Here is a 21800-nt window from a genome sequence, read left to right on the forward strand (position 1 = left end):
GACCCAGTGACAGGAACACGCTTAATTGAGAGATTGCGATCGCTCTCAGCAAGTAAGGGGCTACCACATTTTACCTTTCTTTCGACTTGCGAAAGTGCTAGCCCAGAAGCAGAAGCGGCATTAGGGGGTTTTGGGCAAAGATTAGTCCGGGATTTGGGAATGCCGGCAGTGATTGCGATGACGGAGAAAGTCACAGTCAAAACAGCCTTGGCATTAGGGGCAAAATTTTACGAGCAGTTGAGTAAATCTGGGGAAGTAGATTTAGCACTGCAAGAAGCAGCCGCATCCCTAGCAGAACGGCAAGATATTACTGTCCCTGCCCTATTTAGCCGCTTGGGTGGGCGACCTTTATTTAGCGACCAACTTGACCGCAAATTAACCAACAGCGAAATTAAATATGGTTTAGAGCAGTTGCAAGTATTGTTTCAAGAGCGATCGCCTATACTGCTACCAAAGCTAGAAGTCCGAGTCGAAAAGTTGACAAATCTGCTGCATATAGATTTAGCAGCTTTGAGTAAAGAAGCCCGAAAAGAGCGAGAACAGGCACTAGAAGATGTAAACAATCTCTCTATTGCTGTGCTTGACATTAGTTTTAACGCCGTCGCCTTGGGTCAAGAACCACCAATTTACGATGCTCGCTGTCCTTTTTTGGGCTTATATCCCTTCCGCGTCGAAAATCAGAAATTTTTCTTTGGTAGAGAAAAATTAGTTGCGCAACTACAACAAAAGCTAGAAAAAGAGAATTTTTTAGCTGTATTTGGGGCTTCTGGTAGCGGTAAATCATCCTTGGTACTAGCAGGGTTGATTCCTGCACTAAAAGAAAAGCAGCCGGATTTGCAAATGGCATACATGACACCCAACTGTAACCCCATTGAGCAAATGCAAGCCAGTTTCTTAGAGGTGCAAAATCAAGCTGCAATTTTAGTGATCGACCAATTTGAAGAACTGTTCACCCTCTGTACTGACAATCAGCGCCGACAAGAATTTATCGACAAATTGCTGTTTACTATCCAGCAGCAAAAAGTTGTAATTACCATGCGAGCAGACTTTTGGGGTGAATGTGCGTCCTATCCCCAACTGAAGCAGTTAATGCAATCGCGCCAAGAATTGATCGGGCCAATGGATACTTCCGAACTACGGAAGGCGATGGAAATGCAAGCTGCGCAAGTAGGGTTACGCTTTGAAGCCGACTTGAGTAATCAGATTTTGGATGATGTGCAAGGTGAACCAGGGGCGATGCCATTACTGCAACATGCACTGCTAGAGTTGTGGAAACGGCGACATGGCAGATGGTTAAGGACAATTGAGTATGAAGCCATTGGTGGTGTGAAAATAGCGATCGCTCAAACTGCTGATGCTGTTTACGATCAATGTGAAGCACAACAAAAAGAACAAATCAAGAATATCTTTATTCGCTTAACTCGTTTAGATGATTCAGCCCCATCTGGAGAGAAACGCCGCGACACCCGCCGCCGAGTTTGGTTAGAAGAATTAATTCCTACTGTAAATGATGAGGCGCTGATTCAACAGCTGGTGAAGAAACTAGCAGGTGAAGGCGCTCGCCTCGTAGTTACTAGTGTAGATTCAGCCACACAACGAGAAGAGGTAGAAGTCGCCCATGAAGCCTTAATTCGTTACTGGCCGAGGTTGCTAAATTGGTTAGATGAAAACCGTTCTCTACTGCTACTGCGCGAAAAGATTCGTCAAGAAGCATTAGAATGGGAAAACAATCAAAAAGAAGAAAGCTATTTAGTACATCGCGGGGAACGCTTAAAAAACGCCCAAGAATTACTTAAATCCAATTTTTTCAACGTCTTAGAAGCTAATTATATCCAAAGTTGCCTAGAATTGCGCGATCGCCAACAGCAAGAACAAGAAGCCCGTCGTCGTCGCGACATTCAAATTAAATGGACAATCTTCACAGGAGCAGTTGCGATCTTCTTGACTACTAGTTTAGGGCTAATAGCTGTGAAGAAAGGGTATGAAGCTGAATTAAGTAAAGCCGATTCTCTGCGTCAAAGTTCCTTGTCATTGTCTAGATCTGCCAAAGATTTAGAAGCACTCACCAATGCAATTAAGTCGGCAAAAATTATCCAAGATACGAAATTTTTATCAACAGTTAGCAGCTTAATTATTAAAAATCAAGACCAAATAAACTCTTTGGCTCAGGTAATTGCAGTGTTACAGCGAGCTATAGATGGAGTAAAAGCACGCAATTACTTAAATGGACATAGTTCTACACCTACAACAGTGGTCATCAGTCCCAATGGTAAAATGATTGCCACAGTTAGTAAAGATAAAACTCTCAAGCTTTGGGATTTGCAAGGTCAAGAATTAACAAAATCTCGGCTCAAATATTATGTAGGGGTAACTCAGGTAGCCTTCAGTCCTGATAGCCAAACTTTAGCCACAGTTATTCACAACAAAACCGTCCAACTTTGGGATTTACAAACCAATCATCAGTTAGGAACTCTGCTCCAAAATAATGCCGCCGTTACAAGTTTAGCATTCAGCCCCGATGGTAATACTCTTGCTACAGCAAGTTTGGATCGTCGGGTAATTCTCTGGAATTTACAAGGCCATGAACTACCAACACGCTTCCGTCAAGAGGATGCGGCAATTACAAGTTTAGTCTTTAGTCCCGATGGTAAGACTATTGCCACAGCTACAAAGAATCACACCGTCAAATTTTGGGATTTACAGGGTAAGGAACTGGCAAAAACCTCCTTTGCCGATAAATCTGGAGAAACTAGTTTAGTCTTCAGTCCCGATCGCCAAACTATTGCTACTGTGACAAAAAATAACACCATTCTGCTTTGGGATTTACAGGATAAAGAACTGACAAAAGCCTTAAACGATAATCACTTAACTATTCAAGAGTCGCAGATTCAAGATAATATTTTTACAATTAAAAATATCAACCAAAATCAACAGCAAAAACAACCATTCAAGCATAAGTCAAAAATCACCACTCTAGCTTTTAGTGCCGATTGTCAAACTATCGCCACAGGTAGTGAAGATAATAGCGTCATCCTTTGGGATTTAAATGGTAATCAACTGCAAACTTTTAAAGGACATGAGGGTGATATCACCAGCCTAGCCTTTAGTCCTGATGGTAATATCCTCGTTTCTGCTAGTAAAGATAATAATATCATTCTCTGGAATTTAGGGGGCAAACTCCTACAAACATGGACAGGACATCAAGCTGGAGTTATCAGCCTAGCCTTTAGCCCTGACGGTAAAAATATTGCCTCTGCTAGTAAAGATAATACAGTCAAACTATGGAATTTAGGAGGTAAGTTACTACGCACTTTTAACGAACATAAATCTGCTGTCACCAGTGTAGCTTTTAGTGCTGATGGTAATACCATTGCCTCTGCTAGTGAAGATAAAACTGTAAAAATTTGGGATTTAAAAACTAATTCCCCATCCAACGTAACTATCCCAGGAGAACAAGCAGGATTTACTAGTGTAGTTTTTTCTCCTCTTAATCTTTCACAAAAAACTAACTGTCAGTTCCTCGCTGCTGCAACTAAAGACAATCTCATTCAACTTTGGGATTTAAGGGAAAATAAGCCGCATATTTGGGATATAGGACAGAAGCAACCGCAAATATTGAGAGGACATAAATATGCAGTTACGAGTCTAGCTTTTAGTCCAGATTGTCAAACTTTAGCATCTGCAAGTGTTGACAAGAGTATCATTTTATGGAGTTTAAACGGTAAGCAACTGCAAACATTCAAAGGGCATGAGGCTGCTATTACCAGCATCGCCTTTAGTCCCGACAATCAACAATTGGCTTCTGGTAGTGACGATAAAACTATTATTCTCTGGGATTTAAAGGGCAATCAACTGCAAAAATTTAAAGGGCATGAGGCTGGTATTACCAGTGTTGCCTTCAGTCCCCATAGTGATAATCTAGCTTCTGCAAGTCTAGATCGTACTATCATCATTTGGGATTTAAATGGTAAGAAATTGCAAACATTGAGAGGACATCAGGCTGCTGTTACTAGTGTTGCTTTTAGCAACGATGGTAAAACTATAGTATCAGCAAGTGAAGACAATACCATTAAACTTTGGAATTTAAAAGGTAAGCATATTCTCGAAGGACATCGGGATACTGTATATGCAGTTAAGTTTAGCCCCGATGGTAAAACTCTCGCATCAGCAAGTGAAGACAATACCATTAAACTTTGGAATTTACAGAGTAAGGAACTAGCTACTATCAAAAATGGTGAGGCAGAAATTATAGATATAGTATTCAGCCATGATGGTAAAAATCTAGCTGCTGTGAATGAAGACAAAACAATCACACTTTGGGATTTAAAAGGTAAGGAACTAGCTACTTTTAAAAGACATCAAGCAGAAATCACAACTATAATATTCAGCCAGAATAATAAAATCCTCGCTTCTGGCAGTAAAGATAAGACCATCAAACTGTGGAATTTACAAGGTAAGGAACTAGCTACCTTCAAAGGACATCAAGCAGAAATTACAACTATAATATTCAGCCAGAATGGTAAAATTATCGCTTCTGGTAGTAAAGATAAGACCATCAAACTGTGGAATTTACAAGGTAAGAAACTAGCTACTTTCAAAGGACATCATGCAGAAATTACAACTATAGTCTTGAGTCCTAATGGTAAAATTATCGCTTCTGGTAGTAAAGATAAGACTATCAAACTTTGGAATTTGCAAGGTAAGGAACTAGCTACTTTCAAAGGACATCAAGCAGAAATTAAAGATATAGTTTTTAGCCAAGATAGCCAAAATCTGGTTTCTATGAGTGCAGACTGGGCAATAATTTTCTGGAATTTACAAGGGAAGCAACTGCACACCTTCAAAGTAAATGAGAATCAGTTGGCAAAAATCGTTCTCAGCCTAAATCGTAAAACTATTGCTTTTCTCAGCGAAGATAAGACAATTAAACTCTGGGATTTTCAGGGTAATCTTAAACGAACTTTGATAGGACACGAGGCTGGGATAAAAACTATGGCTTTTAGCCCCGATGGCGATACCCTGGCTTCTGGTAGCGCTGACAATAACATAATTTTGTGGGATATTAATGATTTAGATATAGATGCGCTGTTAGATGATTTGATCGTCACTGCTTGCAATTCGGTTAGAGATTATCTGCACTATAACCAACAGGTAGAAAATAGCGATCGCAATATGTGTGATGATATTGTGGGTGTGGGTTCGCAGATAAGATGAAATGTGAACCCACAAACCGACATCTGCGAACCCATAATTGTGCCTACCAATGACAAAAAATATATAGGAATAATATTTGATTTCTGAAAAAAACTGCGAGATAATACGGATAAAGAGATATGTCTAATAACGAACAATGATAAACCAGCATCTAAAAAAGGCGATGCCTGCGGCGAGCTTCGCTAACGCAGAATTACAAGAATTTATCGATAGTCGTTCAGATGCGCGTGAGTTAAGGAAAGGTTAGGCATTACAATCCTCGTCTCAGTCTTGATAACAGCGTAAACGTTGCAGTAATTGTTCGCGTGCTGGCGATGGTGTGACATTCTGAGCAATGGCGATCGCAGTTTTAGTATCTCCTGTACGCACTAGATTTAAAGCAATCCGCCCCCAAATACGAGAACGTTCTGCAATCGGTGGTAAGGAAGACTCTGGCCCATTACGGAGGGTTTGTATGGGAATATTGAGGAGCGATCGCGCTTTTGTCAAATTTCCTTGAGTCAGATTCAGTTCCACAACTCGTAAACCAAAGTCCAATTTTTCGCTAGGATTTCTCCCAGCATAACTAATAAAACGGGATGCTTCCTCTGGCTGACGATTGGCGATCGCTTGATTACCAGCTAAGGTAGCAAAGTCTACTTGCTGAAGTAACTTTAATCTTTCTGCCAGTGTAAAATAAGTTGATGGCGTTGCGGCAAATTCGGAACTAATTGATAGCAATAATTGTGCTTGTTGTGGCAATGCTTTTTCTGTTTGTATCAGTGTGACAATTCGATTCAATACCTGATCGGCTGGACGATTGGTGGAAATCAAAGCATTGGCGATCGCAGCATGAGTTGTGATGGCGGTGGGTAAAGCAGAAATGCTATTAGCTATTACTTGGCTACGAGTGAATAATTGATCGGCAACAGCAACATTACCACGGCGATGGAACGCTTGAGCAAACCGCAGCAATCGCCGCACATCGGTTTTTTCCCCAGCAATTCTAGCTTCTGCATCCTGGGTTTGTCCGGCTTCAAGGGCGGCTATGGCAATATTATCTAGCCAGCGATCAGTTTCATCGAAATAGCCCGCATCTATTTGCACTATCATCGGACGTGGTACTATTTGCCGAGCAGTTGTAAACTGCTTATTAGCAATCAAATCTTGCAGCACAATTCCCAAGACATTCATAGGACGCAGTTCAGTAATCAGGGCTTTAAGTTCTGGATAATAGCCGCGAGTTGCAGATAAATTAGACATCTCGCCATACCATTCATTATCGAAGCGTCCACCAAACTGATCGGCTATTTTAGCGGCTTTGGCATCAGCAACTAAACGGGCGATCGCTTGCTTGCGGATTTCTGGCTGGTTAAATTTGCGACCTTCTGCGGCAATTGTCAACCAACTTCTAGCCCGGAAAGAATTAGGGCGTTTCATGTGAGAAACAATTTGCTGCGATCGCCCTAAATCTCCACTGGGGGCATAGTGTAGCACCAAAGTCATTAATTTAATTTCCCGTTGTTCCACATCTTTAGTTGCTAGTGCTGCTTTGAGCAACGGATCTAGTAATTTTTTTGCTTTTACTGGCTCTTTAGCTTTAAAGTAGGTAGCAGCAATCTGAGTAACGGTAATATCAGGATCGTAATCTTGAGGAGACAGTTGCTTTAGCACCTCTAAAGCTTTTGTGGGTTGGTTAATTTGGAGATATAAATTAACTATTTGTGACAAATATTCACGTCGTGCATAGATATCTTTCAGATTTTTGATAGTTTGCTCAAATCCATAGTTGAGGGAAGATGCAGCTTCCGCCGGTTGGTTGACAGCAATCCACCCTTGTGCAAGGCGAATGTGAGCCGCAATTAAATCTTTAGGAGTATTGCGAATTCCTGATACCGACTCAGACGCAAGCCGCAGGGTTTGTTTTCCTTTGCTAGACTGGCCAACTTGTGCATAGGCGATCGCAGATTCCGTCAAGACATACGTTTTACCCAGACTATACCCACTCGGTAAAGGTTTAGCTAAAACCACGATTTGATCGAGGATGGTAGGAAGTTTTGGATTATCCCTATCTGTCAGTGATTGTATTTGAGTAGTAATTGTCTTGATGGCAAAATCTAATGTCTGGGTTGTAAAACTTGTATCTCCTCGCCGTTGAGCATTTTCTAGCTCTCTGGTAATTGCGGAGAGCCTATCAGTTAGCGACATTCCAGAAATTTCGTTCCAGCGTCGGGTACTTTCACCAGTTAGCTCTACACGGCAAGCTTTAGAAATCGTTATCTTAGCATCTGCCGCATAAATGGGAACAGAGTAAATTAGTTGAGAAGCAATAATCAAAGCGAGCGATCGCGTGAGCATCATAAGTTTGAATCTATAAGAAAAGTTTTATGAGTCGTTTAAAGTCAGATAAAAATACTTAACCCCAGTCCCTTCCCTACAAGGGAAGGGGAGAAAATCAAAGCCTCTCTCCTCATACACACATCTCTACAAGTGAGAAGTAATAATTTTCGGAACTCCTGACTCTGCGTTCTCTGCGCCTCTGCGGTTTCAAAAAATCATTAACCGCAGAGGACGCAGAGGGCACAGAGGTAAGAAGATGAGGACTTGTAGCCTCATAGGACAGAGGTTTACCATAGAGGTCTATTTGTGGTTCATTTACCTGAAAATTGCTGTAATATTTGTAGTGCAGGCATCTTACTTGTTTTTACTTGATGGCTGAGAAAGGATAATAAACCTATAGTTTGCTCAGAATCTTGCCACTGAGATTAACAGTGTAAGTCAGTGATTTCTGAAAATTTGTCACCGTGATATTCCAACCGTCAAGGTTATGCGTTGGTATGCAAGGTTCATTAGGTGCAGCCGTGGGACTACGGAAACAAGAGAATCTTGGTGCAACTTGGGAAATGCTAAGATTGGCAATGGGTTTTTTCAAGTCTGATTTGGCGGCGTTAAAGACTGTGCGAGCGATCGCAGTTGGTAAGTCATCAGTGCGGTTGGGAAGTCCGGCGATCGCTTCGGTGCGAAGATAAACTTTATCACTGCTAATCCGGTATATTTGCTGTGCTGGGGACTTTCCCTCCACCGTCACCCGATAGCCCCGAATTCTTTGTTGAGCGCAGGATTCTGCTAAATTCCCTAATCCTAGACAGCTATCAGTGAAGGTTTGAGGCTCGATTTTGGTAATCAGAACAACTGAGGGTAAAATTTGCAAGTGTTTGTTGGCAATACTCTTGATTTCGTTAACCACCGGAATTGGTAAGCCCCGTTCAATCACAGGATTAGTACGTGCAATCAATTGTAAATCATCGGCTGTTGCACCTTGAAATACCCAACTTTGGCGTTGGTGGGGAATGGTAATTTTCCAGCCTTGGCGAACATAGGGATCGCAAGCATGAGGGAAAGAAACATTTTCACAACCACTTGCCCAAGTTGTCTTTGCAGATGCAATATTAGTTAATACAGGTTCTCCAGGATAGCCCCATTCTTTCGCCTGTTGAATCGCTGCTGCGATCATTTCAGGTAATGGTATATCTTCGGCAGGTTTTCCTAGAGAATGGATGTTTTGTCCGTTCCTTTGCATCAAGACTCTAAAATTACCATTATCAGTGGTGAAATAGACCAAGCTTTGACGCTGATCGGCGATCGCAATTTTCCAGTAAGGTACAGGATTGTACATCCAGGTATCACCCTTAGCAATTCGAGCAACTTGAACGACTTTTGCAGTATTATCGAGTTTCTCTTTGGCGATCGCATCTTGAAGCACTTGTTGAGCCATCGTTTTTGTTTGTGGTGTAGTCAAAATTTGCGGATTAGCAACGCTAGATTGTAAGGGAATTAGGGAACTAGAAAAAAGCAGACATCCAAAAATAGTTGATTTTATTAAGGCTTGGTGAGAAAAGCGTTGCAGCATAGAATATTGATTGAGAAATATCAGTAAATCTTGCAATCTCAAGTTAGCTAATAAATACTCAGACTCTGGACTGAGTTACAGATTTGGAAACAAAATAAACATTTCAGTAGTTGCAGTCATATTTGTATGATGCTTGACGCTTACTGTCATTGTCAGCCGGAGGAAATCCGGTTGTTTGAGGCGATAAATTCCGGTTTTTTCCGGAAAAATCCTGGTAACTATTCCCCATTGCTAAGTAATCACGGTTTGTTCTGGTTGTTTGGGTATTAGGGGGAATTATTGAGAAATCCTATGTTAGAAGATAAACATCGCTTTCTAGTTTAGGGTTATGAGCTTAGACGCTGGATTTCAATGGAATGCTACTCAACAACTCGTTGATCAGTTGATGCTACAGACTACGCAAAAGCATCTGAGTGATGTTGAAATCCAAGTTTTGCAGGGTGCGTGGGAAGGTAAAACCTATGAAGCGATCGCGGCTGAGTCTTATCTTACCGTGAAGTATGTTAGTGAAGTCGGCGGGCGATTATGGCAATTGCTGTCAGAAGCACTCCAAGAAGAGGTGAAAAAAACCAATTTTCGCCAAGCCCTTCAGCGACGATGGCAAACCCATCAGCCCCAATCTTACCAGGGAATGAAGCAACCATCTCGATGGGAATTTTGCTGTGCAGAGATTGATAAACCAGGGGCATTACTCCGCATTAAAGCACCAATTCAGTTTGGTAAAACCACACTCATGGCGCAAGTTCTTAAGTATGCTCAACAACAAGGATATCGGGCGATCGCTATCAATTTGCGGGATGCGGTTGCTGATGATTTTGACAGTTTAGATAGTTTCTTACAGTGGTTTATTGCTAGTGTTACCTATGCGCTGAATTTAACGGTGGATATAGAAACTCATTGGCGCAAAAGTTTAGGCAATAGCAAAATCAAATGTAGAACTTATTTACAAAAATATCTCTTAACTGATGATATCCCTTTAGTCATTGCCTTGGACGAAGTGGATCGTCTATTTGCTCATCAATTAATTGCCGGTGAATTTCTGGGAATGCTGAGAACTTGGCATGAAGATGCTAAAACCAAATTGCTGTGGACTCAGTTACGTCTGATAGTTCTACACACTGAAGTTTACACCCAAATTGATATTAACCAATCACCATTTAACGCAGGTACAGAAATTCAGTTGACAGAACTAAACTCCACAGAAATCCTCACTTTACTAAATCAGTATCAATTGCACTGGAGTCAGCAAGAGATAAAAAAATTAACTGCAATTGTTGGCGGACATCCTTACCTTGTCACCTTGACTTTACAATTTCTGGCTCAAAACCCAACTTCCCTTGAGCAATTGCTCAATACCGCAGCAACTCCCAATAGTATCTACCGCAGCCATCTAGAAAGGCAATGGCATAAGCTACAAACTCATTCTCATTTACTTGCACCATTGAAAGCGATCGCCTCAGCTGATGCTGCTATTTCCATTCAACCACATTTCCATCTCGATGATGTGGTGAAACTCTATGACTTGGGATTAATCCAGCTACAGCAACACCAAATATCTATACGCTACGAACTTTACCGTCAATATTTTCGTGAACGTTTAGGAATTGAAACATGAACAATTACAACCATTATCAAGTCGGTGGTAGTTTACGAGAAGGTACCGAAATTTACGTTCGTCGTCAAGCTGATAGTGATTTATATACAGGACTAAAAGCAGGAATATTTTGCTATGTTCTCAACTCTAGACAAATGGGAAAATCGAGTTTACGAGTGCGTACAATGTCGCGCTTACAGTCAGAAGGATTTGTTTGTGTTGCTTTTGAAATGCGTGAACTCTGCGTTTATCAAGTGAGTGCAGATGAATTCTATGGGGGATTTGTCAGCCATTTTGCTAGTGAACTCAATATTGAAATTGATTTGGAATCTTGGTGGTCTCAAAATACTTTGCTGCATCCATTTTTGCGGCTGAGTAAATTTGTGGAAGAAGTTTTACTAGCAAATATCTCTCAGCAAATTATCGTTTTTGTAGATGAAATTGACAGTATTCTCAATCTAGAATTTAAGGATGATTTTTTTGCTTTTGTGAGATCCTGCTACAACAAACGCGCTGATAAACCCCAATTTCAAAGGTTAACTTTTGCCTTATTTGGTGTGGCTACACCCACTGATTTAATCGCCGATAATAAATTTACACCACTAAATGTAGATAGTCGCGCTATCGAACTTACAGGTTTTCAATTGTCCGAAGCTAAACCACTGGAACAAGGCTTAAACGAAGTGGTAGCAAATCCTACCAAGGTGATGGCAGAAATTTTAGCTTGGACTGGTGGACAACCATTTTTAACTCAATGGTTATGTCAACTAATTAATACATCAAATACTTTTATTGCATCGGGATGGGAAACTTCAGCAGTAGAAGCGATTGTGCGATCGCAAATGATCGAACATTGGTTAGCAAATGATAGACAGCAGCATTTTCAAACAATTCGCGATCGCATTCTCCACAATAAATCTTTGGCTTGTTGGTCATTAGGACTTTATCAGCAATTGCTCAATCAAGGGGAACTTTCGGCTGAAGATAGCCGGGAGTTGATGCAGTTGTGTCTTTCTGGTTTGGTTGTCAAACGTCAAGGCAAATTGAGCATCTATAACCGCATCTACGCCACTGTTTTTGATTATACCTGGACAGAACAAGCTTTGCGGGCTATCCGTCCCTATGGTGCAGAACTCGCCGCTTGGGAAATTTCTCAAGATCCTCAATATTTACTGCAAAATGAAGCCTTGCAGTGGGCGTTAGTTTGGGCAAAAGGATTGAGTTTGAGTCATAGTGATTATCAATTTTTATCCGCCAGCCAAGCCCAAGAATTAGCGATCGCCCAATCCAAAACCCAAACAGCAATACAACAAGAAACTCAAGCAATTCAGCGATTAAAAACCGTACAACATCAAACCAAAAAACGATTGCGAATTGGGGCGATCGCTCTTTCTGCGGCTGTAATTAGCACCATCGGCACGTTTTTTTACTTCCAGCAATCAGAACAGCAACTCAGAACCAATGCAGATATCTTAAATTTAGAACGAGAAGGAAGCCGAATTTTGCAAGTACGTGCAGATGGTAATCAACTGAAGGATTTGCTAGGGGCGATGAAATCAGCGCAAAGACTTAAAGAATTGACCAAACAGCATTCTTTTAAACATTTACCCACCTACACGCCTTTATTTGCCCTACAAGCTGTTCTTTCCACGATTAATGAGCAAAATCGTTGGCATTTAGAAAGTCCGGCGGTAGCGATCGCCTTTAGCCGTGATGGACAAAAACTAGCAACTGGAGGCGAAGACGGGGCGATAACTCTTTGGACAATACAGGGAAAGAAAATTCAGACGATTAAAACTCACAAAACTAAAACTCTCCAGGGCTTCCCAATTTCCATTTCTTCTCTGAGTTTTAGTCCCGATGGTCAGTATATTTTATCTGCTGACTCCGATTATGAAATCCAGGTTTGGCATCTCAAAACAGGTACTCTTGTCAATAAGCTAAAACTCGATGAAGAAACTCTTAGTGATGTCCAATTCACAAATGATAACAATATTGTGGTAGTCAATGAATTTGGCAAAGTTGCAGTCTTGAATTTGCAATGGAAATTACTTTACACCAGGCAGATTGCTCCACCTCAACAGGGTATTGACCTTACTATTAGTTTAGAAGGCGATGCAATTGTCTTTATCAATGCCCAAGGAAACCCGGAAGTTAGAGACATTAAAACTGGTGCTTTAATCAAAACCTATCCTAGCATTACCCATAATTTAGGCTATCACCTTTGGCACAGTTTCCGCCAAAAAGATGGTGCTTACATTTCTGCCAATCTCAACACCATCAAATTATGGCACCCAGACGGAACTTTACAAGCAGAAATCAAAACTCATCAACTGCTGGTTTCTGGTTTTAGTTCTAGCTTTGATGGTTCTATCATCGCCACGATTCACCCAGATGGAATGCTAAAACTTTGGAAAATCCATCCTCAAAAAATCTCCACCGCATCGACACCACCAATACAAACGCCCCGTGTGGTTGTGGGAAATCAACAACCCATCAACCGCATACAACTACCGGGCAATAAACTAAAAATTGCTGGGGCAAAATCTGATGCTCAAAATATAATTATGGATGCCACTCTGAGTCCTGATGGACAGACAATTGCTGCCACAAAATTCAATGGAGAAATGACGTTATATAAGGCAGATGGCAGCGAAATCAGAACAATACAAACTAATCTCCCGCAAAGTGTGATTAAATTTAGTCCCGATGGTTCGCGCTTAGTTTTATTATCACTTCGTCAGCAAAAAATACAATTCAGGTTAGCCAATGGGGATTTAATTAAAGAAATGGATGCGGCTCATTATAAACCAGGAATCGAATTTAGTCCTGATGGCAAAGAGTTGGCAATTGCTGGTAATCACCCCGATAAAATTCAACTTTGGAGTAGTGAAGGCAAATTTTTAAAGACTATCAAAGATGCCGATTCCCTCTACTTTAGCCCCAACAATCAAACCTATATCACAGTAACTTCTGCTAATAACCCCATACCCACCCTGCGCCTATGGAGAAGAGACGGAAAATTGCTCAAAACCCTATCAGGACAACCAAATGAAATCACTGCAATGGGATTTTCCCCCAGTGGGCAGTTTATGGTTGGCGATCGCTTTGGTAAACTGGTAATTTGGTCGGCTGAAGGTAATCTCATCCAAACCCTCGATCATGGTGCAGCAATTCTTGATATCGTTCACCGTAAAGACGGACAGCAGTTGGCGACGGTGGGAATTGATCAAAATATCAAAATTTGGCGTTCTGATGGTACGCTTATTCGCACACTTGAAACAAACCAAATTGGTCGCTTTCAATTTAGCCCAGATGGGCAATTGTTGATTGCTAAGACTATTGATAGCAAAATCCATCTCTGGCAAGCCGACGGCACACCTATTACTCGCATCCCAATGGGTGGTACATTTAATTCATTCCTCAATTTTACCCCAGATGGCAACCGCTTGATTTCTAGTAGTGGGTCAATGATCTATTCTTGGAACCTGAATCTTGACGATCTCCTCACCCAAGGTTGCAATTGGCTGGGTGACTATTTCCAAAACCATCCCCAGGAGTTGCAGCAACTCCCATCTTGTCGTAAATAACCTGAGTTCGGGATCAGGAAAGGGACAGGTAGTAAGGGATGCTGTTGGCGAAATATTTCTTCAGGGGACTGATTCATTTAAACTTTTTTGAGTATTTTAACTGATTGACAAAAGTGCAATTATCTTAAAATCTCACGGATGAGAATAGCCTGATTCTCCTGCTTGTGAACTCAAGATTACACTTTTGTGCCAATAACTTGGTATTTTTTTGCAACCTAGTAGCTACTTAGTAAGAGTAAACTATTAAATCAATGTAAATTAAATAACAGGTGTAGCAAAATGTAATATTCACAGTAGTTGTTTTACGATGCTCCGCAGGAGTGACTGTCAGCAACACACAATCAAGCCATGAATCACATAGAGATAAATAATGTCTTTTATATTGATATCCATAGTTGGAATTACTGTAATTTCAATTTTACTGTGGTTGCTCGCATCCAATTACAGAACTCAAAGAGCATTAAGGTGGTGGCATAGTAGGCAATTAGCAAGGATGCGTCAGGAAGGAGAAGCTATCCGTAATGGAGTGCTACAAAATACATTTATTATGCGTCGCCATTTGGAGTCTCCTTTAGCTACTAGTTCTGAGAGTCAGCAGAAATTAAAGACACACTATTTAGAAAATATCGAAAAATTTCATTATTCTCTCAGAGAATTAAGTGACTATTTGTACCCAGCGTATATTGATGAAAGTTTACCTTTAGCAATTCGGCATGTGCTAGATACCTGGAATAGGCGCTTTCCTAGCTTAAATATAGAATCTGAACTACCAACTGAATGGTCTGACAAATCGAGCGATCGCAGTCAAGTAATTTTAATAGCACTAGAAGAATTACTTGCTTATTGTGTATCGAATAACTCAAGTAATTTTTCTTTATTCGTCAGTTTAACACCACAAGGAAACTGGAACGAATTAATGATTAAATTTACTGCGATCGCAGCTACTACAGATGATTTACTTCACCTCTGCCGTGCTTTGAAATTTTGGCTATCCGGTAAGTGTTCTCGCTACCGACAAAATCAGGCAGAAATTTGGTACTTGCGTTGGTAATGTCTTAAATGAGACTGTAAAAGAAAATAAATTTGATAATTTGACGCTTTGATTGAAAAATCGTCATTCTCTGTAGCTTATCAGGTGATTAATTATGTCCCAGGCAGTTCCCGTACAAAATTTGACATTTTTGGTGGTTGATGATCAAGAGTTAGCTTTATATGCAACAATCAATGTCCTAAAACCGCAGTATCCAAATGCAGAGATTATCCAAGCTCAGACTGCACAAGAAGCACTCAACCTGATAGTAAATAATTTGCCCGACTTGGCTATTGTTGATTTGTCAATGCCAGAGACAGCAGGAGAATCTGCCCGAACTGATGCAGGAATTCAACTATTGCGGACGTTAATGGAGAAGTATCGTAGTCTGAATATTGTGGTGCAAAGTGCCTATCCTCGTTCTTTAATTCGTTTAAAACCTGCCATTAGCAGTCACGAAGGAGGATTTACGGTTGCAGATAAAAGTTTACCAATGAAAGAAATGTTAACTAAAGTTGATTGGGCACTTAATGGTGTAATTTATACTCCCAAGGAAATGCGTGTAGTGATGGAGGTAAAACCGGAATGGTTGGAGATGTTGGAGTTGGCTTTTAATAAGGGGTTGCAAGACAAGGAGATTGCCAAACAAATGCAGATTGCCGAACGCACAGTTCGTCACTATTGGAAAAATGTTCAAGATGTTTTAGAAGTTTACCCAAATGAAGGTCAAAATCTACGAATTCAAACAGAAATTCGCGCAAGGGAAGAAGGTTTAATTGATTAGTTTTTTCATAGCAATTAAGGTCATTCGATATTCATCAATATGAGTTTAAAATTTATTGGTATATTACCAGGAATTGTGGCAATTGGTTTTGTCATAGCAGCACGAATCTTAGGTTCACTGCAATCATTGGAAGTGGCTGTATACGATCAATTTATGCGATTGCGTCCCGATGAACCCATAGATGAAAGAATTTTGATTGTGGGAATTAACGAAGAGGATATTCAAAAATTAAAAGCTTATCCAGTTCCAGATGGAGAAATTGCTAAATTATTACGAATATTACAAAGTTATCAACCGGCTGCGGTTGGTTTAGATATTTATAGAGATATGCCTGTTGAACCAGGACATAAAGAATTAGCTAGTGTGTTTAAGGAGATGAAAAATTTAGTTGGTGTAGAAAAGGTTTTACCAGATATTAGTGGATTTACGGTAAACCCATCTCTAAATTTACCGTCAGAGCAAATAGGATTTGTTGATGCTCCTGTTGATATTGACGGGAAACAGAGACGGACTTTATTAGGTACATCGAATTCTAAAAATGAATGGTGCTTATCTTTTTCGTTAAAACTAGCAGAGATTTATTTAAAAAAGCAGGGTATTAATTTAAAAGAAGAAGAAAATAAAAGTGAAGGATATATTAAAAAATTTAATTCCACTAAGATACCCCGATTTATAGCCAATGATGGTGGTTATATTTCTGAAGATGATGGTGGATATCAAACTTTAATCAATTTTCGTAGCAATATCAAACCTTTTTATATTGTATCTCTTGGGGATATAATTAATAAAAAAGTTGATGCTAGTTGGATTCGAGATAAAATAGTACTTATTGGTGTTACTGCTCCTAGTGTTAAAGATTACACATTCTCCGATACAATAAAAACAAAAGATATTCCGTTAGTTTATGGAGTAGAAATACATGCCCATGTAACTAGCCAACTGATTAGCTCTGTATTAAATAAGCGAACTTTTATTAAAACTTGGGCGGATAGTTGGGAATATTTATGGATTATCAGTTGGGGTATGATAGTCATCGTATTAGGACGAAAAATCCGTTCCTTATCAATACTTATTTTTAATATAAATACATTAATTCTCGGTTTTATAATTATTAGTTATTCATTGTTTATTATGGGTTGGTGGACTCCATTTATCCCGACATTATTAATTCTGATTCTTAATGGTTTTTCTATATTAATAGCAGCGATTAACAGGTATGAAGAAAACTCGCTGATTCGTATACAGGTACAAAAAATAGTCATTAATAAAACATTCGATATAATCCATAATGGGCCGCTACAAACAATTGCTCGAATAATCAAGCAAGTTGAAGAAAATCCAGACATATCAGAGAAAAAAATATTTTTATCTGAACTACATCAACTCAATCAAGATTTGCGAGGAGTATATAAATTAGTCAAACAAGAAAATTTTATAGCGAGTAATACTTTCTATATAAACCAAGAGCAAGAAATAGATTTAAAAAAACCCCTCCACGAAGCTCTCAATGAAGTATATATTGATGTTTTGGACAGAGATTTTCCATGTTTTAAAACCATTAAACTGAATGTAGTTAACTTTCAACCCTTAAACGAGAAGAATTTGAGTATAGAGTTAAAACAAAGTATTTGCCGTTTTCTCGAAGAAGCGTTATGTAACGTAGGAAAGTATGCTCAAAATACAACTCGACTTGAGATTAGTTGTAATTGTCAGAACGGAAAAAATATAATTACTGTGAAAGATAACGGTTTAGGTATAGATAAAGTCAGTAATTCGTCTTATCAAGGATTTGGAACTCAGCAAGCAGTAACTTTAGCAAAGCAGTTAAGAGGAAAGTTTGAACGTTTTGCTAATTCTCCAAAAGGAACTACTTGTCAGCTTTCTTGGTCTACACATAAAGTCTGGTTATGGAAATTATAGACACTAATGTGTTACAAGGCTGGCGAGAGTTTATTTATCTAAAAACATGGCACTTTTATGCCAAAAATATTGCTGAGTTACACCATCAAGTATGTAGAAAAAGCTAATTACTTTTTCATCAATAAATTATATTATATGTAAAAGGACAAAAACATTAGTTATTAACAACAATCGTCAATGATTAAAAATTATTTTATTAGCAAAAAAATCCTATTTTTCGTTGTTTTATTGATTTTATCGGCAGTAAACATAATATTAACAACCTACTTCAATATTTCAGAGATTCCGACAATTGCTCAAGGACAAACAACTAATGACGTGAATGGGCCATCAAAGCGAACTAGTCCGAGAAAACCCCCTAATGGAAATGCAACTAGAAGAGGATGTAGTGGGATAACACTTATGGCTCCAATTTTTGGACAATCTATTTCTATGTACCCAAACTTTTTTTGGTTTGTATCGCCAGAACAATCGAGCAATAAAGAATATCAAATTGAGTTTAGTATCTATGAATATGATGCAGAAACAGGTGATAAAAAAGGTAGGTATCTTCAAAGAATAACAAAAACAACACAGGAAAGTTTACATGGAATTATGAATGTCTCTCTAGACAAGAATAAACCTGGTTTAATCATGGAAAAACAATATATTTGGCAAGTTACTCTAATATGCGATGAAACTGAATCTTCTAATTCTCTCATTGCACAAGCTGTGATTGAAACTATCCCCACACCAACTAATTTGGAAATTCAATTATCTAAGACAAAAAATCGCCTCGAACGGGTGCAATTATTTACTAAAGAAAATCTTTGGTATGAAGCTTTGAATGAAATATCAGAAAATAAAATAAGCAGTGAGTATGTAAAAATTTTGGAAGAGTTGAGAGACGATGAAACACAGGAATCGATAAAAGTAGGCGATAATAAGGAGTTCAAAGAAGCTTTTGAAAAACAAGCATCGGCGCTGCAAAAAGTTATAGAAATTCAGAAAAATTTATAACCAATTACCAATTAACACAATTGAAGACCAATAACCAGGATGCTTGAATATTCTTAATTCAGCATCCTCTGTCTCAATAATATTTTTCTGTATAATTTGTAAAGCTTGTGCTTTACTCATTTTATCTTGACTCAGCAAATTGCGGTAAAAGTTGGTGGCAATTGGTGCTGTTGCTTTATCACTAATTGTCCACAGCGAAGCTAAGGCGCTTTTTGCTCCTGCTTGTATAGCAACACCTCCTAAACCTAACGCAGAGCGGTTATCTCCAAGCGCTGTTTCGCAAGCAGTTAAAGCTATTAACTCTAATGGTTGTGTGTTCCGAGAAAATTGACGAATTAAGTTATCCAAATCTTTGAAAGTCAATTTTTCATGTATGTTTTTCTCATTTTTACCAGTAACAAGAAAAGTATCCTCTGGTCGAATACCAAATTTACCATGAGTTGCGATATGAATTATGGAATAAAATCTTTGACTTAACTCTTGTTTTATACGTTGAGGTGTAAAATTTTCATTGACTAATTCTTGCGTTTCGGGAATTTGCTGTTTAATTCCTCTAATTTCATCATCAACATACTCAAGTTTATCAAAAGGTATATTATCGATATATGATTTTTCAGTCAAACCTAAGGCAAGTACACTGAATTTACGATTATCGGTAATTTCTGCTTGTGTTAAAGTTAAACTAGGAATTGTTGCTATTGCATATTTTTGAATCAAAAATTTTTCACCATCATGCAAAGCTGCCATTGGGATACTTCTCAGAATACCATCTTGTATAAATACTAATGTTTTGATAATTTCAGGATTTAAGTCTTGAGCAAAAGGGGCGATTATTTCTTTGTAAATTTCTTGAGAAAATGAAACGTTGTCTTGTTGATAATCTTCATATGAATCTTGATATCTTCCTAGCCTATTTCTAAATTTTTTGACATTCTCTACAAATTTTTGACTTGTGATATTAGAAAAATGAAATTTACTGGATATATTATTTTTATTAACGATAGTCAAAATTACAGCTACTTTATCATCCAAAAAAATAGTATTTATAAAAGCTGTATTTTCAATAATTCGATTAGTTTTTAGCAGTTGATTCAAAAAATCATCTGCTTCGATATTACGCAAACTATTTTGACTTTGATTAAAAGCTGGAAAATTACAATCATCACCAAAATAGTTTTGCAATTCCGCTAATTTTAAAGAATCAATAGTCTTCAGAATAGAACTAAAACTAGTTTTACCATTTTTAGAAACAGTGGATTTACCCAATGCTTCTATTGGTTTCTCTAAACTGAGTTTCATTGCAACTAAATCGCGGTAAATTGGCTCGATACTATCTCGAAAATCAAATTGAATATCTCGATTGGCTGTTAAAATATCAGCGCGGGTATTTCCTTCTAAAGTATTAATTGCTTGTTCGTAAGCTTTAATAGCTTTTTCTGTATTGTTTTGTGTCTTAAGAATACGTCCTGTTTGCCATTCCCACAAATACAAGCTATCTGGCGATTTTGCGGTTTCTGCTGCTGCTCTGGCTTTTTCGGTAAATGCGATCGCATTCTCATATTCTTGACGACATTCGTATATATGTCCCTTCTCCCCTAATGCAAAAGACTCCGCACGACTATCTTTGAGGGTTTGGGCTATATTAATAGCATCATCGAGCATTTCTTTAGCTTGCCGCTCAAAATCTGATTCTATACATCCTTTCGTTGTTGATTTTCGCAAATTGATTAAATTTATAGTCGTATATACTCGCTCTCGATTTTGGGGTAAATCTTTTAAGATATTATTCGCTTGCTCTAATAATTTTGTAACTTCTTGGGTAGGATTAATTTTATTAAGTGGGCTATCAGCATCTATAATTTTTTGAAAATCTTCTAAATTTTTGTAGAGACGACCTAAGCTTTCTATCGCTTTTATTTCGGATATTTTGTCTGACCGCTTTTGAGCAGCTATTAGGCTTTGATGTAAATGAAAATGTGCATTTCTTATATTCTCATTGGCATATTTTTCAAATTTCTGAGTATTTTCTGAGCTTCCGATTTTAATCAGCACACGACGGTGGTTTAATAAAGCTTTTTGTAAATAAGCGTTACCTAAGCTATTGTGAAGTGAGGTCAGATAAACAAGATTTTTATTTTCTTGTGCTTTTTTTAAACCGGATTCAAGATAGCCAATTGCCTTTTCGTAATCGTCTGTTCCTGTTAGTCGATAGGCATCACCTAAAGTACCTAAAATTGCTACCTCTAAATTAGTGTCTTTGACACGGGCAAATTGTAAAACACTATTTTTTGGACAATCTTCATTATTATTGTCTTTTTCTTGCTGATTTTTATTATTATCATTTTCTTCAGGATTACACAAAAGCGCGATCGCCTTTTTTGGTTGTCCGATACTGCTGTATACCTGTGCTAACTCAGTTGTGGCTCTAGCGATTTTTTCTTCTCTGTGCTGAGTGCTTTGAAGTTCTCGATATAAGCTAATAACTTGCTCCCAATTCTTAATTGCAGCTTCTGTTTGACCAATTTGTGGATATGCTCTCGCTAAATTTTCTCTTACAATAGCTTCGCTAACAGGGTTTTGATTGTTTTTGTAGAATTGTAGCGCTTCGTTCCAAAGGTCGATCGCTTGTTGAAAATTTCCTAAACGATAACTGTCGATACCTTTTTGAACTAGTTGACTTGGGTTACTATTTTGTGCTGTTGCGATTTCACCTATTTGCACCTGTAAATTTGTGGATGATAACTGACCCAACCATAGAGAAAGAGCAAAGCCGATTACGC

At 38.7% G+C, this 21800-nt stretch carries 10 protein-coding genes; 7 read left to right on the forward strand and 3 right to left on the reverse strand.

Going from position 1 to position 21800, the window contains the following annotated elements; all coding sequences use genetic code 11:
• Nucleotides 1–6: 6 nt before the first annotated feature.
• The gene (locus AACW45_RS34370; RefSeq protein WP_190637491.1) at nt 7–5214 is read left to right on the forward strand and encodes an nSTAND1 domain-containing NTPase; all 5208 of its coding nucleotides are present in this window, start codon (nt 7–9) and stop codon (nt 5212–5214) included.
• Nucleotides 5215–5478: 264 nt separating this feature from the next.
• On the opposite strand, the gene AACW45_RS34375 is transcribed toward AACW45_RS34370, so the two are convergent.
• Entirely contained in the window at nt 5479–7554 is a 2076-nt protein-coding gene (locus tag AACW45_RS34375) for a tetratricopeptide repeat protein (RefSeq protein WP_190637493.1), read from the reverse strand.
• Between the two features lie 373 nt (nt 7555–7927).
• Nucleotides 7928–9103 carry a hypothetical protein gene (locus tag AACW45_RS34380; RefSeq protein WP_190637495.1) on the reverse strand — a complete coding sequence of 392 codons (1176 nt, stop codon included), beginning with the start codon at nt 9101–9103 and terminating at the stop codon, nt 7928–7930.
• Nucleotides 9104–9431: 328 nt separating this feature from the next.
• On the opposite strand from AACW45_RS34380, the gene AACW45_RS34385 reads away from it, so the two are divergent.
• The 6 genes from AACW45_RS34385 to AACW45_RS34410 all read left to right on the forward strand — a co-directional run bounded on the left by AACW45_RS34385 (nt 9432) and on the right by AACW45_RS34410 (nt 19020).
• Nucleotides 9432–10718 (forward strand): AAA-like domain-containing protein, encoded by a 1287-nt coding sequence (locus AACW45_RS34385; protein ID WP_190637497.1) that lies wholly within the window; start codon nt 9432–9434, stop codon nt 10716–10718.
• Nucleotides 10715–14287, forward strand: a complete 3573-nt coding sequence (locus tag AACW45_RS34390) for an AAA-like domain-containing protein (protein WP_190637499.1) — start codon at nt 10715–10717, stop codon at nt 14285–14287. Before AACW45_RS34385 ends, AACW45_RS34390 begins: the two co-directional genes overlap by 4 nt.
• A 370-nt stretch (nt 14288–14657) precedes the next feature.
• On the forward strand, nt 14658–15338 hold the full coding sequence (locus AACW45_RS34395; protein WP_242045814.1) for a hypothetical protein: 681 nt from the start codon (nt 14658–14660) through the stop codon (nt 15336–15338).
• A 94-nt stretch (nt 15339–15432) separates the two neighbouring features.
• Entirely contained in the window at nt 15433–16101 is a 669-nt protein-coding gene (locus AACW45_RS34400; RefSeq protein WP_190637502.1) for a response regulator transcription factor, read from the forward strand.
• A gap of 39 nt (nt 16102–16140) precedes the next feature.
• Nucleotides 16141–18021, forward strand: a complete 1881-nt coding sequence (locus AACW45_RS34405; RefSeq protein ID WP_190637504.1) for a sensor histidine kinase — start codon at nt 16141–16143, stop codon at nt 18019–18021.
• 177 nt (nt 18022–18198) lie between these two features.
• Complete coding sequence (locus tag AACW45_RS34410; protein ID WP_190637506.1) at nt 18199–19020, forward strand: DUF928 domain-containing protein; 822 nt, start codon at nt 18199–18201, stop codon at nt 19018–19020.
• Here the strand turns inward: AACW45_RS34410 and AACW45_RS34415 are convergent.
• Nucleotides 19015–21741: a CHAT domain-containing protein gene (locus AACW45_RS34415; protein ID WP_190637516.1), complete on the reverse strand. Its 2727-nt coding sequence runs from the start codon at nt 21739–21741 to the stop codon at nt 19015–19017. The genes AACW45_RS34410 and AACW45_RS34415 overlap by 6 nt on opposite strands.
• Between the last annotated feature and the right edge of the window lie 59 nt (nt 21742–21800).

Origin of the sequence: Calothrix sp. FACHB-168, from assembly GCF_963889195.1 — a bacterium.
In the GTDB taxonomy this organism is placed as follows: Bacteria; Cyanobacteriota; Cyanobacteriia; order Cyanobacteriales; family Nostocaceae; genus Aulosira; species Aulosira anomala_A.